Raw genomic sequence first — 21,369 nt, 5'->3', positions numbered from 1 at the left:
CAATGGCTGAGACGAACCCCGGTGCCTCCTACGCGGCGGCCGGCGTCGACATCGAGGCGGGCGACCGCGCCGTAGAACTCATGAAGCAGTGGGTGAAGAAGAGCGAGCGCCCCGAGGTCCTCGGCGGCCTCGGCGGCTTCGCGGGCCTCTTCGACGCCTCCGCGCTGAAGGGGTACGACCGCCCCCTGCTCGCCTCCGCCACGGACGGCGTCGGCACCAAGGTCGACATCGCGCGCCGGATGGGCGTGTACGACACCATCGGGCACGACCTCGTCGCCATGGTCATGGACGACATCGTGGTCTGCGGCGCCGAGCCCCTGTTCATGACCGACTACATCTGCGTCGGCAAGGTGCACCCCGAGCGGGTCGCCGCGATCGTCAAGGGCATCGCCGAGGGCTGCGTCCTCGCCGGCTGCGCCCTGGTCGGCGGCGAGACGGCCGAGCACCCGGGTCTGCTGGGCGAGGACGACTTCGACGTCGCCGGCGCGGGCACGGGCGTCGTCGAGGCCGACCGGCTGCTCGGCGCCGATCGCATCCGCACGGGTGACACGGTCGTCGCCATGGCCGCCTCGGGCCTTCACTCCAACGGGTACTCCCTGGTCCGCCACGTCCTGCTGAACCAGGCCGGGCTGGCCCTGGAGAGCCGGGTGGAGGAGCTGGGGCGCACGCTGGGCGAGGAGCTGCTGGAGCCCACGAAGATCTACTCCCTGGACTGCCTGGCGCTGCTGCGGACGACGGACGTCCACGCCTACTCCCACATCACCGGCGGCGGTCTCGCGGCCAACCTGGCCCGCGTGATCCCGGACGGCCTGCACGCCGTGGTCGACCGCTCCACCTGGACCCCGGCCCCGATCTTCGACCTGGTCGGCAAGACCGGCTCGGTGGACCGCCTGGAGCTGGAGAAGACCCTGAACATGGGCGTGGGCATGATCGCCGTCGTCCCCGAGGAGTCCACGGACGTTGCGTTGGCAACGCTGGCGGACCGCGGGGTCGAGGCGTGGGTCGCGGGCGAGATCACCGACCGCGGTACGCACCCGTCGGGTGCGGAACTGGTCGGCGACTACGCGTAACGCCCGAAGCAGCAGCAAACCCGGTCAGTGAGGTAAATCACTGACCGGGTGAAGACTCAACGCGAGGTCAAGCGCCGCGACGGTGTTGTTGTTGGGACGACGGCGCATCGCCGTCGTCCTCATCGTCCCCGTACAGCTCGGCGTACCGGGCGTACGGGTCGTCATCCTGCTCATCGTCCTCGAACGGCTCGCCATTCGGCGGCACGTTGGATGGCGATGTGCCCAGCTCTTCAGCCAGGCGTGAGAGATCTGTCCCGCCGCCGCTGTTGTACTTCAGCTGGCGGGCGACCTTCGCTTGCTTGGCCTTGGCCCGGCCGCGCCCCATGGCTCGACCCCCTTAACGACGAGGCTCGACGGCCCCAGAGTCTTGACACGCGTTCATGATCCAGAACGGACTCTCCGTGGAGAGGCCGGTCCGTAGGGCTCCCACGGTACCTGAGCCCACACCCATACGGTACGTCGCCCGTCGTAGGCACATGCGCCCAGAACCCACGAGGCGCCCTGTCCTCGCTGGTCAGTGGCGATTTTAACCACTTATTGGCAGGCGACCCGCCGGGAAGAGTGAGAGTTCTCTCCAACTTTCCTCCCGGCGGTACCGCGCACCCCCCGCGAGGGAAGATCACCAGCCGCGCGCGCGGGCCGCGTCCTGCATCCGCTGCTCGGCGATCCGGTCCGCCGCGGCGGCCGGCGGAATCCCGTCCGACTTCGCACGTGCGAAGATCGCCAGCGTGGTGTCGAAGATCCCGGCCGCCTTCGCCTTGCAGCGCGCGAAGTCGAACCCGTGCAGCTCGTCGGCGACCTGGATCACCCCGCCCGCGTTGACGACGTAGTCCGGCGCGTACAGCACCCCCCGGTCGGCCAGGTCCTTCTCGACCCCGGGATGGGCGAGCTGGTTGTTGGCGGCCCCGCAGACGACCTGAGCGGTCAGGGCGGGCACGGTCTCGTCGTCCAGCGCCCCGCCGAGCGCGCAGGGCGCGTACACATCGAGCCCCGGCGTCCGGATCAGCTCCCCGGTGTCCGCGACCGCCCGGACCCGCGTACCGAGGTCCTGGACCCGGCGCACGGCGTCCGCGCGGACGTCGGTGACGACGACCTCGGCGCCCTCCGCCAGGAGGTGCTCCACGAGGTGGTGGCCGACCTTGCCGACCCCGGCGACCCCGATCCGCCGCCCGCGCAGGGACGGATCGCCCCACAGGTGCTGCGCGCTGGCCCGCATGCCCTGGTAGACGCCGAACGCGGTGAGCACCGAGGAGTCGCCGGCGCCGCCGTTCTCGGGGGAGCGGCCGGTCGTCCAGCGGCAGGTACGGGCGACGACGTCCATGTCCGCGACGTACGTCCCGACGTCGCACGCGGTGACGTACCGCCCGCCGAGCGAGGCCACGAACCGCCCGTAGGCGAGCAGCAGTTCCTCGGTCCTGTCCCGCTCGGGGTCCCCGATGATCACGGCTTTGCCGCCGCCGTGGTCCAGACCGGCCATGGCGTTCTTGTACGACATCCCGCGCGCGAGGTTCAGCGCGTCGGCGACGGCGGCTTCCTCGTCGGCGTACGGGTAGAAGCGGGTGCCGCCGAGGGCGGGGCCCAGGGCGGTGGAGTGGAGGGCGATCACGGCCTTGAGGCCGGTGGTGCGGTCCTGGCAGAGCACGACTTGCTCATGGCCACCCTGGTCGGAGTGGAACAGGGTGCGCAGGACGCCGGCTGATACGTCGGTCACGGTGGTGACTCCCAGGTAACTAGCGGCGGTTGGGCCTGGGGGCCCGTGGAGGTGGGGGGCCCTTGGAACGAGCGTAGAACGGATTCGGCCACCTGCGGGGCGGTGTTCGGGATCACGCCCCCACCGAGTACACACGTGCGACGATTTGCACGTCTTACGGGCCGTCCGTGACCGGCTTCGGCAGGTTTCCCGTCCGAGCGGCGGGGGAGGGAGCAGGCGTGCCCAAGGTGTCCTCGGTGAGCGTCCCGTACGCGGCCTATCTGCGCGTCTACGAACCGCTGGCCGCCTTCCCGGAGCCCGAGCGCGCGCACTGGGCGCGGTACGCCAGGAAACCCGGCCGGCCGTCCTACCAGGACGAGCTGCGCCGCTCCCTGGCCGACCTGCTGCCGACGCCGCCGGTCGCGGTGCCGGTGCACGAGAGCGCGGACGCGTTCGTCATCGAGGCCGGCGGGGTCGTGTGCGTGTGCCCCTGGCGCACCCGCCTGCGCGGCTGGCAGGCCCTCGCGGCCGTCGAGGGCGAACTGCCCCGCCCGCTGCTCGACGCGGCCCTCCCGGAGGTCGTACGGGCCCAGGCGGCGCAGGACTACGAGCGCTGGCGGGAGCGCAACCCGGACGCGCGGCCGTGGATCCGTACGGCGACCTGGGAGGTGCCGCTGAGCTGGTTCGTGCTGGTCGCGGACGAGGAGCGGCGCTACGAGGAGGGGCGCGGCCAGGAGCCGCCGCTGCTGCGCTACCGCACGCCGATGGTGCAGGCGCGGCGGCGGGTGGCGCGCGGGCTGCGGGCGCTGCGCGGCGCGGTCGACGACAGCCCGCTGGTCGACGGGGTGACCGAGGTGGGGCGCTGGCTGGAGGAGTTCCATCCCCGGTCGGTGGTCGAGCTGGACTACGGGGGGCTCGTGCACACGCTGGCCGCCGGGGACTTGGCGGACGATCACTCCGCGGCGGACGTCGCCGCCGGGCTGGAGGCGCTGCGGCGGGGCGACGGGAAGGCCGCCGGGGAGGCGTACGGGAAGCTCGCCGAACGGTGGCGAGCGGTGCGTGGTCGCAGGTCAGCGAACTGAAGTTCCTGTTAACAGGGCGTTTAATGTGACTGACGCGGCATCAAAAGTGACGTAGATCACGGCTCGAACGTTGTCGAACAGCGTACGGTCTGCCGTACTTCGTCCTGAGGTTCGGGAACTGACAGGAACCGGCGGGACGTTGGTCCTGATCCGGGCTTTCGTGTCAAGCGTGACAGATTGCACTTACCCGGCCCTTGCATCCCTTGCCGCTCCTCGTGCCAAAATAGGACAAGGAGCCCGGGGGAGGCTCTTTCTCAGCATTACATGCTTTGGGGGGTCTCGTGACTCCTGATCGCCACTGTGACTGATCGTCACAGTGGCGTGACTGTCCGCTATGGAGTGGTCCGTCGGCTTCCGCGGCTGATGACTACCTGGGAGGGCAATTCCATCGGTTTGGCCGACGCGGCTGGACAGATGGTGTAGTTGTAGTGCCGAGGACAAGCCGTTCGTCCTATAACCGACTCGACTCGCGTCCGCCATTTCGGGCAACGCGGGTCAAGGTGCAGAATTTAGAGGAAAGAACCGAGAAGGTTCGGTTCTCCCGAGGAGGCCGCTCATGACCGCTCGCACCCCTGATGCCGAGCCGCTGCTGACCCCGGCTGAGGTCGCCACCATGTTCCGCGTCGACCCCAAGACGGTCACGCGGTGGGCGAAGGCCGGAAAGCTCACGTCCATCCGTACGCTCGGCGGTCACCGCCGTTACCGCGAGGCTGAGGTCCGCGCGTTGCTCGCGGGGATTCCGCAGCAGCGCAGTGAGGCCTGAACGCCGTAGGCCGGACATCTCGGCGGTCCCCCCACCAGCCGTGATGCTCCCTCAATAGCTCCACACGACGTGGGTCCTGCCCCAACAGGACCCTTGCCCACCGGGTGCCGTCGTCGATCGCGTTGGACTCCGCCGGGTCCAGCGCGATCTTTTTTGTGCGCGCGGGGGTGGCCGGCCGTGCGTATCAGGGGGCTCTGTGAGCGACCTTGTCGCACTCTGGGGAGGCCTGTCGGATCGGCTGTGAAGGGTGTCCGGCGTCAGTGCAATTGCACATATTAAATTGACCGGTTGTAGGGGGTCCGTAAGAGCGGACTTCCGCCGAACAACCCCGGTGACACCCATCACACGGCAAGCCCCTTGTACCCCAAGCGCCGGGTGAGCTAAAGGAGTTGACCTCCACCGGGCGCGGCCGAGGGGGCCGACCGTGTTGGATGCCTACCCGCCCGCTCGCCTGTACGCACCTCTGTGGGGGCTCTGACTTCTGAAGGTGCCGGGAGGGGGAGGGGGCCGCCAGGAACACAAAGGGGCCCGGATCGGGGAGATCCGGGCCCTACGGGCAGCTCCCCCTGGGGCGAGGCTGCATCTCTCGGCCGACACGAAGAAGGCCCGCTCTCCCTCGCGGGATGCGGGCCCTCTCTTGCTGCGGTCCTGACGGGATTTGAACCCGCGGCCTCCACCTTGACAGGGTGGCGAGCACTCCAAACTGCTCCACAGGACCAGGTGTTGCTAGGGGGTGTTCCCTGGCTGCGAGTAGGACTGTACAGGAGGTGAGGTGTGCGGGGCCAACTCACCCTCTGTCACTTCGCCGTTACCGGAGCCTCCGCGTCGATCGCCTTCACGATGCGCTTGTCGGAGATCGGATACGCGGTCCCCAGGGCGTGGGCGAAGTAGCTCACCCGCAGCTCCTCCAGCATCCAGCGGATCTCCAGCACCGACTGCGGAGTCGGCCGCCCCTGCGGCAGCTGCTCCAGGAGCCAGGCGTACTCGTCCTGCATCTCATGGACCTTCTCCATGCGCGTGGTGTCCCGCTGGACGTTCGTCGGCATCTGCTGGAGCCGGCGGTCCACGGCCACCAGGTAGCGCATCAGATCGCCGAGCCGCCGGATGCCCGCCTGCGTCACGAACCCCGGCCGCACCAGCGCGTCCAACTGCCGCCGGACGTCCGTGAGGTTGGCCAGCAGCGCGGGGCTGGAGACGGCCTTCAGGCGCCGCTCAGCGGCCTGCCAGGCGGCGAGCACCTGCTGGACCGCCCCGACCGTCCTGACGGTCGTGTCGACGATCTCCGCCCGCACCTTGTCGTACAGCTTCCGGAACGACTCCTCGTCCCACGCCGGCCCCCCGAAGTCCCCGATCAGCTTGTCCGCGGCGGCCATCGCGCAGTCGTCGAACAGCGCCTGGATCGTCCCGTGCGGATTCGCCGACAGCGCCAGCTTCTGCGCGTTGGTCAGCTTCTCGGACGCGAACTTTGCGGGGTTCACCGGGATGTTGCGCAGAATCAGCCGCCGGGTCCCCTTCCACATCGCCTCCCGCTGCTCCGCCTCGGTGTCGAAGAGGCGTACGGAGACGGTGTCGCCGTCGTCGACCAGCGCCGGATACGCCTTCACCGGCTGCCCCGCGCGCCGCGTCTCGAAGACCCGGGTCAGCGAACCGATCGTCCAGTCGGTCAGCCCCTCGCGCTCCAGGGACTGGCCGCCCTCCCGCTCGGCGGTGACCGCGGCCACCTTGGACAGGGCCTGCCGCGCCTTCGGCTTCAGCCGGAGTTTCAGCGCCTCGAGGTCCTTGTCCTCGGCGAGGTTGCGGCGCCGCTCGTCGACGATCCGGAAGGTGATCCGCAGATGCTCGGGGACGCGGGTCCAGTCGAAGTCGTCCGCCTCGAAGGGGACGCCGACCATGCGCTTCAACTCCCGTGCCATGGACGCCGTCAGCGGCTCCTGGAGGGCAACGGCCGTGTCCAGGAAGCGTTGTGCGAAGTTGGGCGCGGGGACGTAGTTGCGGCGGATCGGCTTCGGCAGGGAGCGGATCAGCTCCGTCACCAACTCCTCGCGCAGGCCCGGGATCTGCCAGTCGAAGCCGGTGTCCGTGACCTGGTTCAGGACCTGGAGCGGGATGTGCACGGTCACGCCGTCCGCGTCCGCGCCGGGCTCGAACTGGTACGTCACGCGGAACTTGAGCGGGCCCTGGCGCCAACTGTCGGGATAGTCGGCCTTGGTGACCGCCTCCGCCGACTCCCGGATGAGCATCTCCCGCTCGAAGTCCAGGAACTCCGGCTGCTCGTGCCGCTTGTGCTTCCACCAGGAGTCGAAGTGGGCGCCGGAGACGACGTGTTCGGGGACCCGGGCGTCGTAGAAGTCGAAGAGCGTGTCGTCGTCGACGACGATGTCCCGGCGGCGGGCGCGGTGCTCCAGCTCCGCCACCTCGCTGAGGAGTTTGCGGTTGTCGGCGAAGAACTTGTGGTGCGTGCGCCAGTCGCCCTCGACCAGGGCGTTGCGGATGAACAGCTCGCGGCTGACCTCGGCGTCGACGCGGCCGTAGTTCACCTTGCGCTGGGCGACGATCGGGACGCCGTACAGCGTGACCTTCTCGTACGCCAGCACCGCCGCCTGGTCCTTCTCCCAGTGCGGTTCGGAGTAGGTGCGCTTCAGGAGGTGTTCGGCCAGGGGTTCGACCCACTCGGGCTCGATCCGCGCGTTGACGCGGGCCCAGAGGCGGGAGGTCTCCACCAGCTCGGCGGACATCACGAACCGCGGCGGCTTCTTGAAGAGGGCCGAGCCGGGGAAGATCGCGAACTTGGCGCTGCGGGCGCCGAGATACTCGCCCCGGCCGCTCTCCTTGCGCGCCGGCTGCTGCTCCTTGCTCTCCTTCACGTCCTTCATGCCGATGTGGGACAGGAGGCCGGCGAGCAGGGAGACGTGGATGCGGTCGGCGTCGGCGTCCTGCTCGTTGAGCTCGATGCCCATCTGCTTCGCGACCGTTCGCAGCTGCGTATAGATGTCCTGCCACTCGCGGATGCGCAGGAAGTTCAGGAACTCCTGCTTGCACATGCGGCGGAACGACGACGAGCCGCGCTCCTTCTGCTGCTCGCGGACGTACCGCCACAGGTTGAGGAAGGAGAGGAAGTCGCTGGTCTCGTCCTTGAAGCGGGCGTGCTGCTGGTCGGCCTGCGCCTGTTTCTCCGCCGGGCGCTCGCGCGGGTCCTGGATGGAGAGCGCGGCGGCTATGACCATGACCTCGCGGGCGCAGCCGTTGCGCTCGGCCTCCAGGACCATCCGGGCCAGCCGCGGGTCGACCGGCAGCTGGGCGAGTTTGCGGCCCGTCGGCGTGAGGCGTTTGCGGGGGTCCTTCTCGGTCGCGTCGAGCGCGTTCAGCTCTTGCAGCAGCTGGACGCCGTCGCGGATGTTGCGGTGGTCCGGCGGGTCGATGAACGGGAACTTCTCGATGTCGCCGAGGCCGGCCGCGGTCATCTGGAGGATGACGCTCGCCAGGTTCGTCCGCAGGATCTCCGCGTCCGTGAACTCCGGGCGGGTCAGGAAGTCGTCCTCGGAGTACAGACGGATGCAGATGCCGTCGCTGGTCCGCCCGCAGCGGCCCTTGCGCTGGTTGGCGCTGGCCTGGCTGACCGCTTCGATCGGCAGCCGCTGGACCTTCGTGCGGTGGCTGTAGCGGCTGATGCGGGCGAAGCCGGGGTCGATGACGTACTTGATGCCGGGGACGGTGAGGGAGGTCTCGGCGACGTTGGTCGCCAGAACGATCCTTCGGCCCGTGTGCTGCTGGAAGACGCGGTGCTGTTCGGCGTGCGAGAGGCGGGCGTAGAGCGGCAGTACCTCGGTGAGTCTGTACTTCTTCTTCTCCAGCGCGTCCGCCGTGTCCCTGATCTCCCGTTCGCCGGAGAGGAAGACCAGGATGTCGCCGGGTCCCTCGCTCTGGAGTTCCTCCACCGCGTCGCAGATCGCCGTGATCTGGTCGCGGTCGGCGTCCTCCGAGTCGTCCTCCAGGAGCGGGCGGTAGCGCACCTCCACCGGGTAGGTCCGGCCGCTGACCTCGATGATCGGGGCCTCGCCGAAGTGCCGGGAGAAGCGTTCCGGGTCGATGGTCGCGGAGGTGATGACGACCTTGAGGTCGGGGCGCTTGGGGAGGAGCTGGGCGAGGTAGCCGAGGAGGAAGTCGATGTTGAGGGAGCGCTCGTGGGCCTCGTCGATGATGATCGTGTCGTAGGCGCGCAGTTCGCGGTCCGTCTGGATCTCGGCGAGCAGGATGCCGTCCGTCATCAGCTTGATGAAGGTGGAGTCCTGGTTGACCTGGTCCGTGAAGCGGACCTTCCAGCCGACGGCCTCGCCGAGGGGCGTGTTGATCTCCTCCGCGACGCGTTCGGCGACCGTGCGGGCCGCGATCCGGCGGGGCTGGGTGTGGCCGATCATGCCGCGCACGCCACGGCCGAGTTCCAGGCAGATCTTCGGGATCTGGGTCGTCTTGCCCGAGCCCGTCTCGCCGGCCACGATCACGACCTGGTGGTCGCGGATCGCCGCCGCGATGTCGTCCTTCTTCTGGCTGACCGGGAGTTGCTCCGGGTAGCTGACCGGGGGGACGAGGGTGCGGCGGGACTCCAGGGCGGCGGCGCACTTCTCGACGTCGGCCGTGATCTCGGCCAGCACGGCGGTGCGCGCCTCCGGCTTGCGGATCTTCCGGGCGCCCTCCAGCCGCCGGCCGAGCCGATGCGCGTCGCGCAAGGACAGTTCGGTCAGACGGGAGGCGAGGGGCCCGAACGCGGGGGCAGGCTGCGTAGACATACGCGATCCAGGATCTCATCCCGCGGGGCGCGGGCGCATGTGAAAAAGCCCCCTCAGTTCCCTGAGGGGGCCACTTGTGGCTGGGGCCGGGGTCGAACCGGCGACCTATCGCTTTTCAGGCGATCGCTCGTACCAACTGAGCTACCCAGCCACGAGGTTCAGCGAGTGAACCTCAGCGGTCCTGACGGGATTTGAACCCGCGGCCTCCACCTTGACAGGGTGGCGAGCACTCCAAACTGCTCCACAGGACCTTGCTGTTGTGCGCGAGAAATTCTCGCACACCGTACTGCGTGCCCCCAACGGGATTCGAACCCGTGCTACCGCCTTGAAAGGGCGGCGTCCTAGGCCGCTAGACGATGAGGGCTATCGGCCCGCCTGGGCGCTTCGCAGCGCGTCGGGGACGTGAGAAGCATATGGGATGAGGGGAGGGATCGCCAAAACGGTTTCCCCGCCCTCACCGGCGCGGACTTCGAGGGGCGCGCGGACCGGCGCGCGCGGGGTGTCGTACCGGAGAATGGCCGTGTGCTGGAGATGACGCGCGAGGAGTTCGAGGAGCTGGTCGCGGAGGCGCTCGACCGGATCCCGCCGGAGCTGACGCGGCTGATGGACAACGTGGCGGTGTTCGTCGAGGACGAACCGCCGCCGGACGATCCTGAGCTGCTGGGCCTGTACGAAGGGACGCCGCTGACCGACCGGGGTGAGTGGTACGCCGGGGTCCTGCCGGACCGGATCACGGTCTTCCGGGGGCCGACGCTGCGGATGTGCGCCTCGCGGGCGGAGGTCGTGGCGGAGACCGAGGTGACGGTGGTGCACGAGATCGCGCATCACTTCGGGATCGACGACGAGCGGCTGCACGCGCTGGGGTACGGGTGAGGCGGGGGCGCCCCAAGAACCGGGCGTGGGCGCGCTCTGGGCCGTCGTAGCGCGTGTCCTCCTCCGGGCGGCGGGAGTTGGGCAGGGTGACTCCTCTCTCTCAACCGGAGGCCCTTGTGCGCCCCTTGTGCGTTTCCGTCCGTCTGGCCGCCTCGGTGCTGGTCGTCGCCGCCGCTGCCGGGTGCATGAGCGTGGGGGACGGCGGGGCGGGGCGGGTCAAGCCGTCGCACTCGGCGGGGGAACGCGGCGAGGGCGGGGCCGACGGGGGGAAGTCGGGGTCCGGGGCGCGGTACGGGCAGGGGGCGCTGCGGGGCGGGGCGGACGGGAAGGGCGAGCCGGGGGAGGGCGGCGAGGGCGCGGACGGGACTTCCGCCGCGCCGTCGGCGTCCGTCTCCGGGGCGCCCAGCTCCTCGCCGTCCGGTCCGGCGGGTCCCGGCAGGCCGGGGCCCGGGAAGCCCTCGCCGGTCCACCCCACCGCCTCCTCCGAGCCCGCCCAGCCGACCCCCGAGCCGCCCTCGCCCACCCCCGAGCCGCCGTCCCCGACGCCGGAGCCCACCGTCGCCGAACCGTCGTCCTCGGCGCACGAGGAGACCTCGCCCCAACTGGTCGACAGAATGCCCGCTCCGCAGGCCGGTGTACCCGTCTGACCTGCGGTTATGAGGGCGGGTTTGCCTTCTCGGGGAAGAGGTGCGTAAGCTGTTAGATCGTTTGATCCCATTTGCCCGGCGCCAACGCAGAGCGCGCCGTGTGGCGCGTACTCTCCCTTGCCGTGGCGGACCGCATTGAGGCGGTCGTGATGCGAAATCACGGAGTTGACGGGCGCGTGCCGACGAGACTCCGGAAGGTTTCGCATACGCATGTCCATTTCCAGTTCTGACCAGGTCGTCGTCGAGTCCGAAGAGACGGTCGAGGTGGCCGAGGCCGTCGTCGCCGAAGAGACCGAGCTCGACACCGAGCTCGACACCGAGCTCGACGAGACCGTCGCCGAGGAGGCCCCCGAGGCTCCCGGCATCACCTTCGGCGACCTCGGGCTCCCCGAGGGCGTCGTCCGCAAGCTCGCGCAGAACGGCGTGACGACCCCCTTCCCGATCCAGGCCGCGACCATCCCGGACGCCCTGCTCGGCAAGGACATCCTCGGCCGCGGGCGCACCGGCTCCGGCAAGACGCTGTCGTTCGGCCTGCCCACGCTGGCCCGCCTGGCCGGCGGCCGGACCGAGAAGAAGCGCCCCCGCGCCGTCATCCTCACCCCGACCCGCGAGCTCGCGATGCAGGTCGCGGACGCCCTCCAGCCCTACGGCGACGTCGTCGGGCTGAAGATGAAGGTCGTCTGCGGCGGTACGTCGATGGGCAACCAGATCTACGCCCTGGAGCGCGGCGTCGACGTCCTCGTCGCCACCCCGGGCCGGCTGCGCGACATCATCAACCGGGGCGCCTGCTCCCTGGAGGACGTCGAGGTCGCCGTCCTCGACGAGGCCGACCAGATGTCCGACCTGGGCTTCCTGCCCGAGGTCACCGAGCTGCTCGACCAGGTCCCGGCCGGCGGCCAGCGGATGCTGTTCTCCGCCACGATGGAGAACGAGATCTCCACGCTGGTCAAGCGCTACCTGAGCAACCCCGTCACGCACGAGGTCGACAGCGCGCAGGGCAACGTCACGACGATGTCCCACCACATCCTCATCGTGAAGCCCAAGGACAAGGCGCCGGTCACCGCCGCGATCGCCTCCCGCAAGGGCCGCACGATCATCTTCGTCCGCACCCAGCTGGGCGCCGACCGCGTCGCCGAGCAGCTGCGCGAGTCGGGCGTGAAGGCGGACGCGCTGCACGGCGGCATGACCCAGGGCGCGCGCACCCGCACGCTGGCCGACTTCAAGGACGGGTACGTCAACGTCCTGGTCGCCACCGACGTCGCCGCGCGCGGTATCCACGTCGACGGCATCGACCTGGTCCTGAACGTGGACCCGGCCGGCGACCACAAGGACTACCTGCACCGCTCCGGCCGTACCGCCCGCGCGGGCCGCTCCGGCACCGTCGTCTCCCTCTCGCTGCCGCACCAGCGGCGGCAGATCTTCCGGCTGATGGAGGACGCGGGCGTCGACGCCGCGCGCCACATCATCCAGGGCGCCGGCGCCTTCGAGCCCGAGGTCGCCGAGATCACCGGCGCCCGGTCGATGACCGAGGTCCAGGCCGAGTCGGCGGGCAACGCCGCGCAGCAGGCCGAGCGGGACGTCGCCCACCTCACCAAGCAGCTGGAGCGCGCCCAGCGCCGCGCCGGCGAGCTGCGCGAGGAGGCCGACCGCCTCGTCGCCCGCGCCGCCCGTGAGCGCGGCGAGGACCCGGAGGCGGCCGTCGCCGAGGCCCAGGAGCAGGCCGTCGCCGAGGTCCAGGAGGCCGTCGCGGCGGCCGAGAAGCCGGCCGCCGAGGCCGCTTCGTACGAGCGCCGGGACCGGGACGAGCGGCCTCGCCGTGACGACCGGGGCGGGCGTGGCTTCGAGCGCCGGGACGACCGGGGCGGCTTCAACCGCGACCGCCGTGACGACCGTGGCGGCGACCGTGGTGGCCGCGGCTTCGAGCGGCGTGACGACCGCGGCGGGTTCCGCCGGGACAACGAGCGTCGTGACGACCGTGGCGGCCGTGGTTTCGAGCGCCGTGACGACCGCGGTGGCGACCGTGGCGGCCGCAGCTTCGAGCGCCGTGACAACGACCGCCCGTTCAACCGCGACAACCGTGACGACCGCGGCGGCCGCGGCTTCGAGCGCCGGGACGACCGCGGCGGTGAGCGCCGTGACGGCGACCGTGGCGGCTTCAACCGCGACCGTCGTGACGACCGCGGCGGCGAGCGCCCCCCGTTCAACCGGGACGACCGCGGCGGCTTCCGCCGGGACGACCGCGCCGGTCACCGGGGCAGCGACCGTCCGTTCAACCGTGACCGTCAGGGCGGCGACCGTCCCGGCGGTGACCGTCCGGGCTTCCGCGCCGGCGGGCACGACCGGCCGAGCCACGACCGTCCGTTCGGCCGCCGTGACGACCACCGGGGCACCGGCTCCTCGTCGTTCGGCCGCCGTGACGACAAGCCGCGCTGGAAGCGCAACGGCTGATCACTGATGTAGGACAGGGCCCGTACGGAACTCCCGTACGGGCCCTTTCCGTTACCCCCGCGATCCCCACCTGTGACGCATGTCACGAGGCCTGCTTGGGCATCGCTGGGGACATGACAGATGAAGAGAATTTGTCGGACGAGGAGCGGCTGGCCCAGCTCGGCTACACGCAGGTCCTCGCCCGCCGCATGTCGGCGTTCTCCAACTACGCGGTGTCCTTCACGATCATCTCGGTGCTGTCCGGCTGTCTGACCCTGTACGCGTTCGGGATGAACACCGGCGGGCCCGCCGTGATCACCTGGGGCTGGGTCGCCGTCGGCCTGATGACCCTCTTCGTCGGCCTCGCGATGGCCGAGATCTGCTCGGCGTACCCGACCTCGGCGGGGCTGTACTTCTGGGCGCACCGGCTGGCGCCGCCGGGGTCGGCCGCGGCCTGGGCGTGGTTCACGGGGTGGTTCAACGTCCTCGGCCAGGTCGCGGTGACGGCCGGTATCGACTTCGGCGCGGCCTCGTTCCTGGGCGCGTATCTGAACCTCCAGTTCGGCTTCGAGGTGACGCCGGGCCGTACGATCCTGCTCTTCGCGGCGATTTTGCTGCTGCACGCTTTGCTGAACACGTTCGGCGTGCGGATCGTGGCGCTGCTCAACAACGTCAGCGTCTGGTGGCACGTACTCGGTGTGATCGTGATCGTCGGCGCGCTGGCGATCGTCCCCGACCACCATCGGCCGGCGTCCTTCGTGTTCGGCGAGTTCGTCAACAACACCGGCTGGGGCAGCGGCATTTACGTGGTCGCGCTGGGGCTGCTGATGGCGCAGTACACCTTCACCGGGTACGACGCCTCCGCCCATATGACGGAGGAGACGCACGACGCCTCGACGGCCGGTCCGAAAGGCATCGTCCGCTCGATCTGGACGTCCTGGATAGCCGGCTTCGTCCTCCTGCTCGGCTTCACGTTCGCGATCCAGTCCTACGACAAGGAGCTGAACTCGCCGACGGGCGCGCCGCCGGCGCAGATCCTGCTGGACGCGCTCGGGGCGACGGCCGGGAAGCTCCTGCTGCTGGTGGTGATCGGCGCCCAGCTCTTCTGCGGGATGGCGTCGGTGACGGCCAACAGCCGTATGATCTACGCCTTTTCGCGGGACGGGGCGCTGCCGTTCTCGAAGGTGTGGCACACGGTGAGCCCGCGCACCCGCACCCCGGTGGCCGCGGTCTGGCTGGCGGCGGGCGGGGCGCTGGTCCTCGGGCTGCCGTATCTGATCAATGAGACGGCGTACGCGGCCGTGACGTCGATCGCGGTGATCGGGCTGTACATCGCGTACGTCGTGCCGACGCTGCTGCGGTTGCTGAAAGGCGACGAATTCCGGCGCGGGCCCTGGCACTTGGGGCGCTGGTCGCGGCCGGTCGGGGTGGTCGCGGTGGCGTGGGTCGGGGTGATCACGGTCCTGTTCATGCTGCCCCAGCTCTCCCCGGTCACCTGGGAGAACTTCAACTACGCCCCGATCGCCGTGCTCGCCGTGCTCGGGTTCGCGGCGGCCTGGTGGCTGGTGTCGGCCCGGCACTGGTTCCTGAAGTCCCCCGACCCGGCAAACCGTCCCGAACCCGTCGAACGCTGACCCCGCTCCGGCCGTGTCGCGGATACCCGATCGGCGACCCGGCCGAGGGAAGCTATGCTCGGGGTGGCAAGCTCGCCTCCGGCTGTCTTGCCGCGGGCCGTTAGCTCAATTGGCAGAGCAGTGGACTTTTAATCCATTGGTTGTGGGTTCGAGTCCCACACGGCCTACCGAGGAGCCCCCAGTTCAGCGCGAGCGATGAGCTGGGGGCTCGTTTTCTGGCCGGGTGCGCTTCCTCTGGCGGGTGGGTTCACTGGAACGGCGGGCCAGTTGAGGCCGATTTGCGTATTCTGGGGTATGTGATCGGACTAGACCGTTTGGCAGTCTTCCTGACCGTTGTGACCATGTTGATCGCGGTTCCGGGGCCTAGCGTCCTGTTTGTGGTGAGCCGCGGAGTGTCACTGGGGAGAAGAGCCGCCGTGTCCACGGCGGTGGGGAACGAAGCGGGGCTGCTCGTCCAGGTTCTGCTGGTGGCGGTCGGGCTGGGGGAGATCCTCTCCCGGTCGATCGTCGTGTTCTCGGTTCTGAAGTTCATCGGTGCGCTCTATCTCGTCTATCTCGGTGTCCAGGCCTGGCGCCGCCGCAATCTGCTGGCCGCGCAGGTGGCCGGGGAGACCGAGGCCGAGCGGCCCCGGCAGATCTTCCGGGAGGGGTTCATCGTCGGGGTCAGCAATCCCAAGGGGCTGCTGATCTTCGGCGCGATCCTGCCGCAGTTCGTCGACTCCTCGGCCGGCAGTCCACAGCTCCAGATGCTGCTGCTCGGACTGATCTGCGTGCTGATCGCGCTGGTCTCCGACGCGTCCTGGGGGCTGCTCGCCGGCACCGCCCGCAACTGGTTCGCCCGCTCGCCGCGCCGGCTGGCGTGGATCGGGGGGGCGTCGGGGATCGTGATGGTCGGATTGGGGGTGCGGCTCGCGTTCGGGGGGCGGGAGTGAGCCTTCGCGGGACCTGCTTCGGGTGCCGGGCGTCGGATCCCTTCGGCGCCCGGCGTCTTTGTGCGCCCGGCATTTTTATGCGCCCGTATTTTTATGCGCCGAGCACCCCGCCCGCCAGGTAGCTCATCGCGTTCCTGTCGATGATCCTGCTGCCCGGCATGTCCGCCGCCGCGAGCCAGTTCGTCCAGGTCTCCGTCAGGCGGGCGCGGGCCAGGGCGGTGCCGTCGGCGTGGGCCACGTGGGACAGGGCCCGGGTCGAGCCGGAGACCGTGTAGCCGTAGAGGGTGAGGTCCGGCAGGCGGGTAGTGAGGGCCGAGGGGTCCTTCAGCAGGGCGTCCAGCAGGTCGCGGGCGTCCCTCGGCGGGGTCGCGCGGCGGTGTTCGTCCAGGGTCCGCAGCAGCAGTTCGGCGTTCTGGATGTGGCGGACCAGGTCCAGGGTGACGTGGAAGTTCTCCAGCGGTTTCGTCACCGAGACCTCCGTGCCCTGGAAGACGTCGAGCAGCGCCCAGCAGGTCATCTCGGGGAGGTTGCCGGGGAGGATCTTCTGGCCGGTGTCGCGGTGGTCGGGCGGGAGATAGACGTACGCCGTGCTCGTCTCGCTGTTCTGCGAGAACGAGTACACCCGGGTCGCGGCGCCCGCCGCGCGCACGCCCGCGCGGGTGTGCTCGACCTCGCGGGGCAGCCGGCCCAGGGTGACGATCCCGTGCGCGCCCGCCGCCGCCACCGCCTCGGCGGTGTCCCTGATCAGGCGGTACGTCGCGGGTACGTCGATCCCGGCGCCGCCGTCCGCGCGCACGCCCCAGGAGCCGTCCGGGTTCAGGGCCAGGGCGAAGGGGTCGACCGTGCAGCGGGTGCCGGGCGGGGACTCCCTGACCAGGTACGCCGCCGTCGCCGCGTGGGCCTCCAGGTGGGGGCCGGGGCGCGGGTCGGTGATCCGGACCATGAACTCCTCGATGCCCAGGGCGCGGCCCTCGCGGATACGGTCCACGGCCGCCGCCGTGCCGTGCGCGTACCAGCCCGGCAGCGCCGCCACCGGCTCACGGGCGCCCTCCGGCAGGCCTAAGTCGACGTCCACGGGCTGTACCAGCCGGGCCGGGGTGATCTTGTGCAGCGGGGTGTCGGAGATACGGCGGCGGGCGTCAGCGGGCAGTCTGCTCGGTGCGGTCATGAAGGTCTTCCTGCTTTCCGTGCCGGGTGGGAGTCAGGAGCACGGCGGCGGCCGTCGCGCAGAACGCCGCCGCGATCCAGAAGAGGGTGCTGTGGTAGCCGGGTACGGCCAGCGGCGCGAGGATCCCGATCAGCGAGCCGAGCTGCATCAGCGCCGCGAACAGGCCTGCCCCGGCGGGGAGTCCGCCTTCCAGCAGCCGGCCCAGCAGGACCGGTCCGTACGCCTGGAGGGCGGCGGTGAAGGGGGCGTACAGGAGTTGGGAGAGCAGCAGCGCGAGGAGGGTGGTGAACGTGCCGGTGATCGCGAAGGAGGCGATGCCTACGACCGCCGCGGCGCCGAGGAGGCGGGGGGTGGGGCGGCGTTCGCCGGACCTGCCGAGGAGGGGGAGGACGAGGAGCTCCACGGCGGCTGTGGTGAGGAACAGGACGCTGATCAGGCGTTCGTCGCGGCCTGTCGCCACGATGTAGAGGGGGAGGTAGACGAGGCGGATGCTGTCGGCGGCTTTGAGGAGGACGATGGCTGCGACGCCAACGAGTAGGAGGACAAAGGGGAGTTGGGGGTTGGACACCTTGTCCGGCTGTCGCTTCCGCCGGTACGAGGCTGCCGTGGGCGTTCCCAACAGGCTTGCCCCCGCCGCCAGTACCAGCACCGGCACCCCCGCGTGCACCGGCACCCACCCCGGCCACCACTCACTCAGTGACGCCGAAGCCCCGAACCCCCCGACCCCCGCCACATACCCCGTCACCGCGATCCACCGTGTCCCCGCCGACAGCGCCGAATCCGACAACCCCCTTGTCCCGGGCGCCTGTTGCAGCTCGGTCAGGATCAGCGGCATCGTCACCGCCGCCGCCATCGACAGCGCGCCGCCCAGGCAGACCAGCGGCAGCCAGCTCCCGCCCACCAGGGCCACCCCCGCCGCCCCCGCCAGCAGGCAGGAGACCAGTACCGGGCAGGCGTGCCGCAGTACCGCCGGCCGGGACATCAGCAGGGCCAGGGCGAACGCGGTGAGGGAGTCGGTGACGAAGAACAGGGCCACGCCGGGCTTGCCGAAGCCGGCCTGATGCAGGGCGACCGGGTAACCCACGCTGATCAGGCCCGTCATCGTGGAGACCAGCAGCAGGCAGAGGCCGTACGGGGACCGCAGGAGCGCTCTCATGGCAGGAGGGTGTGGTACTCGATGTGCGGGAGGCCGGACTTCGCGATCTCCAGGGACAGGGACGAGCCGGGGGTGGCGTCGACGACCTTCAGCGGCTCGCCGGTGGGCAGACGGCGTCTGACGTGCTCGGCGTCCCGCTCGGAGAGGACGGTCAACGTCCGGTGCGCGCGCGGGAGTTCGCCGAGGCCGGCCAGGGAGCGCAGCTCCTCGTCGAAGGCCACGAAGGAGTCCAGCCACTCCTGGCCCGGTGAAGTCACCTTTCCCGAGGGGTAGTTGTCGATCAGGACGACTGCCTGGGCCTCCGGGGCGGGGTGGCGGGAGAGGAACGTCCGCCGGTTCGCCTCCCACTCCGCGATCCGTTCGGGGTCCGTGCGGACGGTGTGCTGGTGGTCCCAGCTCCAGGCGCGCGGGTTGTGGACGGTGGGGACGCCGGCCGTCCAGGCCCGGTAGCCGAAGTCGTGGTCCTCGAAGCCCCAGCCGGTGAACTCCTCGCTGTAGCCGCCGAGTTCGGCGAAGACCTGGGCCGGTACCGAGAGGTTGCAGGTGAACGGGAGATACCAGGCCGCCGCGACCCGGCGGTAGTTCTCGGAGAACTCCGCCGTGACCCGGGTCCGCACCTCGGGCACCCAGGAGGCGCCGGCGCGGTGTCTTCGGTGCCCGACGACCACGGCCGCCTCGAACTCCCTTTGCCAGCGCAGGTGTTCGCGGGCCCAGCCGGGCGGGACCTCTTGGTCGGCGTCGAGGAAGGCGAGGTAGCGCCCGCGCGACCGGAGGGCTCCCGCGGAGCGGGCGGCGGCGCGGTTGCCGGAGCCTTCGCGGCGGACGAGGGTCAGCTGGGCCCAGTCCGGCAGGGCGGCGGCGCCTGCGGTTCCGGCGCCGGACGGCTTCAGCGGCTCGGCGGAAGAGAGCCCGGCGGCCAGCGGTTCGGCGGCCAGCGGCTGCGCCGATCCGTCGTCCACCACCACGACCTCGTACGCCGCCCCCACGTCCTGCTTCCCCAGCGACGCGAGCAGCCGTCGTACCGCCGGTTCGTCGTCCCGGACGATCACGACGACCGACAGCTCCGGAGCGCCGCTCATCGCTCCAGCCCCGCCAACGCGGCCAGTTCCAGGGCGTGTTCGGCCAGTGCGCTCGCGCCGTCGCGGGGGCCCAGGACGTCGGCCACCGCCCGTGAGCGCGCCGCCAGCTTCGTGTCCGACAGCATCCGTCGGGCCGTGGGGACGAAGGACGACGACACCTCGTCCGGCGCCAGGACCTCCCCCGCCCCCAGCCGGACCGCGCGGGAGGCGTTCCACTCCTGTTCGGCGTGGCCCGGGACCGCCAGCATCGGGGTGCCCAGACTCAGCGCCTCCATCGTGGAGGTGTGCCCGGCGTGCGTGACGACCAGGTCGGCGGCCCGCGTCCACAGCATGCTGTCCTCGGTGTACGACAGCACCAAGTCGGCGCCGACGTCCGAGAGTTGGTCCTCGCGGATGTTCGGGCCCGTCACCAGGACCGTACGGGCCGGGAGTTGCTTCAGCCGGGGTGCCAACTCGCAGAGGGCGGCGTATCCCTGGGCGGTGCCGCCGAGGCTGACGTACACCAGGGGGTCGTCCCCCGCGAAGCCCAGCTGGGCGCGGGCCTGCGCGCGGTCCGGTACGCGGGCCGGGGCCTCCTTCAGGACCGGGCCCACGTGGCGGATCTCGTGCAGCGAACGCAGCGCCGGGGACCAGTCGTCGATGCCGGAGAGGGGGTCGAAGCGGGACCAGTCGGGGATGTAGAGGACGTCTCCGAGGAGGCGGGACGCGGTCTCCTGCGGGACGCCGAGGCGGGTCAACTCCGGTACGACGTCCCGCAGTACCTCCGGGAACGGGAACGAGAAGAAGCCGGTGTTCACGATCCACGCGGCCGGGACGCCCTCCAGGGCCGCCGAGACCGCGCCGGTGACGCGGAAGTCGACGAGGACGAGGTCGGGGGCGAACTCCCGTACGGCGGCGCGTTCTTCGGTGAGGGCCTGCTCCAGGTAGCCGGGGTCGGCGAGGCGGATGCGGGCCGGGGGCGGGGGCGGTGCCTCGCCCGCGGGTCTCGGGGGGAAGGGCGGGAGTTCGGTCAGGGGGAAGGAGTCGAGGCCGCGCGCGGTCATGATGTGCCGGGCCGGTTCGGCGGTGCCGACCAGTACCTGGGCGCCCCGGGCGGCGAGTTCGGCGCCCACCCGGGCACACCGGACCACATGCCCGAGGCCGTGGTAGAAGGTCAGGAGCAGAATGCGCATGCGTCCCCCGGGACGTCGTCGGACGGACCCCGCCGGCGCCGGGACCGGCGGCGGGGCGCGGCCGGGAGCGGGGCGCCGTCACCCGGCGGGAGCGGACCGCCGTGGCTACGGCTGCCTCAACCCGCCCACTCCGCCCGGGTGATGCCCAGCTCGTACGCGACCGCCACCGCGCTCGCCCGGTTGCGCAGGCCGAGTTTGATCAGCAGGTTCTGTACGTGCGTCTTGACCGTACTCTCACTGACGACGAGTTCTCCGGCGATTTCGGCATTTTTCATCCCTCGGGCGAGGAGTTGGAGCACCTGGCGCTCGCGGAGCGTGAGGAGGTCGAGGGCGGTGTGGCGCACGGGCTGCCTGCGCGGGGGCGTGCGGTCGGGCTCGTTCTGGTCGGGGACGCCGATCCGGTACCCGGCGGAGACCAGCCGCATCGCGGAGACGAGGAACGCGGGCTCCTCCCAGGCGAGGACGACCCCGCCGGCGCCGAGCTTGTCGGCCTCCGCGTGGACGGGGTGGCCCGCGTCGTTGGAGAGCAGCAGCATGCGGGCGACGCCGTTGCCGGAGTAGTGGACGGCCCGGTGCATCAGGCCGACGACGTCGATCGAGCGGCACGCGGTGTTGACGACGATGACGTCGAGCGAGGAGTCGAGGGCCGCTTCGAGGGCGGCCGGGGAGTCGCGGGCGGCGCCGACGAGGGTGAGGTCGGGGTAGCCGCGCAGGACATGGGCGAGCCCGGCCTGGACCAGGCTGGAATCGTCGATCAGAAAAATGCGCAGTGGTTCCGGCTTTTCGCCAGCCGACGGGTCGCGGGATGCCGGACTCCGGTCGGTTCGGGCCTCGGTCACAAGTCCCCCCGTGCCGCGCATCGCGGCAGTTGGACGGAGCTGAGCAGGACCCA

16 protein-coding genes and 5 tRNA genes are annotated in these 21,369 nt (G+C 70.6%); 9 read left to right on the top strand and 12 right to left on the bottom strand.

What is annotated here, in order from left to right:
* The first annotated feature begins 2 nt into the window (after nt 1-2).
* A complete protein-coding gene (purM, locus tag ACYUD3_RS35715) occupies nt 3-1,070 on the top strand; it encodes a phosphoribosylformylglycinamidine cyclo-ligase (RefSeq protein WP_470979678.1) in 1,068 nt (355 codons plus the stop codon).
* A 67-nt stretch (nt 1,071-1,137) separates the two neighbouring features.
* Here purM and ACYUD3_RS35710 read toward each other — a convergent pair whose 3' ends face one another.
* Together ACYUD3_RS35710 and ACYUD3_RS35705 are read right to left on the bottom strand one after the other, a co-directional pair.
* The gene (locus tag ACYUD3_RS35710; RefSeq protein WP_470979675.1) at nt 1,138-1,395 is read right to left on the bottom strand and encodes a DUF3073 domain-containing protein; all 258 of its coding nucleotides are present in this window, start codon (nt 1,393-1,395) and stop codon (nt 1,138-1,140) included.
* A 294-nt stretch (nt 1,396-1,689) separates the two neighbouring features.
* On the bottom strand, nt 1,690-2,781 hold the full coding sequence (locus tag ACYUD3_RS35705; RefSeq protein WP_470979672.1) for a Leu/Phe/Val dehydrogenase: 1,092 nt from the start codon (nt 2,779-2,781) through the stop codon (nt 1,690-1,692).
* A gap of 218 nt (nt 2,782-2,999) precedes the next feature.
* Here ACYUD3_RS35705 and ACYUD3_RS35700 point away from each other — a divergent pair, with 218 nt between their 5' ends.
* The gene (locus tag ACYUD3_RS35700) at nt 3,000-3,842 is read left to right on the top strand and encodes a DUF8083 family protein (RefSeq protein WP_470979670.1); all 843 of its coding nucleotides are present in this window, start codon (nt 3,000-3,002) and stop codon (nt 3,840-3,842) included.
* 556 nt (nt 3,843-4,398) lie between these two features.
* Nucleotides 4,399-4,605, top strand: a complete 207-nt coding sequence (gene bldC / locus ACYUD3_RS35695; RefSeq protein ID WP_003949541.1) for a developmental transcriptional regulator BldC — start codon at nt 4,399-4,401, stop codon at nt 4,603-4,605.
* 643 nt (nt 4,606-5,248) lie between these two features.
* Here the strand turns inward: bldC and ACYUD3_RS35690 are convergent.
* From ACYUD3_RS35690 to ACYUD3_RS35670, 5 genes are all read right to left on the bottom strand, one after another.
* A tRNA-Asp gene (locus ACYUD3_RS35690) sits at nt 5,249-5,323 on the bottom strand.
* 79 nt (nt 5,324-5,402) lie between these two features.
* A complete protein-coding gene (gene hrpA / locus ACYUD3_RS35685) occupies nt 5,403-9,389 on the bottom strand; it encodes an ATP-dependent RNA helicase HrpA (protein WP_470979667.1) in 3,987 nt (1,328 codons plus the stop codon).
* Nucleotides 9,390-9,466: 77 nt separating this feature from the next.
* Nucleotides 9,467-9,540 (bottom strand) — tRNA-Phe (locus tag ACYUD3_RS35680).
* A 25-nt stretch (nt 9,541-9,565) separates the two neighbouring features.
* Nucleotides 9,566-9,640 (bottom strand) — tRNA-Asp (locus tag ACYUD3_RS35675).
* 40 nt (nt 9,641-9,680) lie between these two features.
* Nucleotides 9,681-9,753 (bottom strand) — tRNA-Glu (locus ACYUD3_RS35670).
* A 158-nt stretch (nt 9,754-9,911) separates the two neighbouring features.
* On the opposite strand from ACYUD3_RS35670, the gene ACYUD3_RS35665 reads away from it, so the two are divergent.
* The 6 genes from ACYUD3_RS35665 (at nt 9,912) to ACYUD3_RS35640 (ending at nt 15,902) form a co-directional block, all read left to right on the top strand.
* A complete protein-coding gene (locus ACYUD3_RS35665) occupies nt 9,912-10,262 on the top strand; it encodes a metallopeptidase family protein (protein WP_470979664.1) in 351 nt (116 codons plus the stop codon).
* 116 nt (nt 10,263-10,378) lie between these two features.
* On the top strand, nt 10,379-10,909 hold the full coding sequence (locus tag ACYUD3_RS35660; RefSeq protein WP_470979661.1) for a hypothetical protein: 531 nt from the start codon (nt 10,379-10,381) through the stop codon (nt 10,907-10,909).
* 210 nt (nt 10,910-11,119) lie between these two features.
* Nucleotides 11,120-13,357 carry a DEAD/DEAH box helicase gene (locus ACYUD3_RS35655; protein WP_470979659.1) on the top strand — a complete coding sequence of 746 codons (2,238 nt, stop codon included), beginning with the start codon at nt 11,120-11,122 and terminating at the stop codon, nt 13,355-13,357.
* A 113-nt stretch (nt 13,358-13,470) separates the two neighbouring features.
* Complete coding sequence (locus ACYUD3_RS35650) at nt 13,471-14,970, top strand: amino acid permease (protein ID WP_470979656.1); 1,500 nt, start codon at nt 13,471-13,473, stop codon at nt 14,968-14,970.
* Between the two features lie 94 nt (nt 14,971-15,064).
* A tRNA-Lys gene (locus ACYUD3_RS35645) sits at nt 15,065-15,137 on the top strand.
* Nucleotides 15,138-15,311: 174 nt separating this feature from the next.
* Nucleotides 15,312-15,902, top strand: coding sequence for a LysE family translocator (locus ACYUD3_RS35640; protein ID WP_470979653.1), 591 nt, complete (start codon nt 15,312-15,314; stop codon nt 15,900-15,902).
* A 91-nt stretch (nt 15,903-15,993) separates the two neighbouring features.
* On the opposite strand, the gene ACYUD3_RS35635 is transcribed toward ACYUD3_RS35640, so the two are convergent.
* The 5 genes from ACYUD3_RS35635 to ACYUD3_RS35615 all read right to left on the bottom strand — a co-directional run bounded on the left by ACYUD3_RS35635 (nt 15,994) and on the right by ACYUD3_RS35615 (nt 21,316).
* Complete coding sequence (locus ACYUD3_RS35635) at nt 15,994-17,070, bottom strand: hypothetical protein (protein WP_470979650.1); 1,077 nt, start codon at nt 17,068-17,070, stop codon at nt 15,994-15,996.
* Nucleotides 17,042-18,226 carry an MFS transporter gene (locus ACYUD3_RS35630; RefSeq protein ID WP_470979647.1) on the bottom strand — a complete coding sequence of 395 codons (1,185 nt, stop codon included), beginning with the start codon at nt 18,224-18,226 and terminating at the stop codon, nt 17,042-17,044. Before ACYUD3_RS35630 ends, ACYUD3_RS35635 begins: the two co-directional genes overlap by 29 nt.
* Nucleotides 18,223-19,305, bottom strand: a complete 1,083-nt coding sequence (locus ACYUD3_RS35625; RefSeq protein ID WP_470979645.1) for a glycosyltransferase family 2 protein — start codon at nt 19,303-19,305, stop codon at nt 18,223-18,225. The genes ACYUD3_RS35630 and ACYUD3_RS35625 overlap by 4 nt, the downstream gene beginning before the upstream one ends.
* Nucleotides 19,302-20,477 (bottom strand): glycosyltransferase, encoded by a 1,176-nt coding sequence (locus ACYUD3_RS35620; RefSeq protein WP_470979642.1) that lies wholly within the window; start codon nt 20,475-20,477, stop codon nt 19,302-19,304. The genes ACYUD3_RS35625 and ACYUD3_RS35620 overlap by 4 nt, the downstream gene beginning before the upstream one ends.
* Before the next feature lie 116 nt (nt 20,478-20,593).
* Nucleotides 20,594-21,316, bottom strand: coding sequence for a LuxR C-terminal-related transcriptional regulator (locus ACYUD3_RS35615; RefSeq protein ID WP_470979639.1), 723 nt, complete (start codon nt 21,314-21,316; stop codon nt 20,594-20,596).
* Between the last annotated feature and the right edge of the window lie 53 nt (nt 21,317-21,369).

It is taken from the genome of Streptomyces sp. AMJ-169 (assembly GCF_055597585.1).
This window is presented reverse-complemented; position numbering and strand designations above follow the sequence as displayed.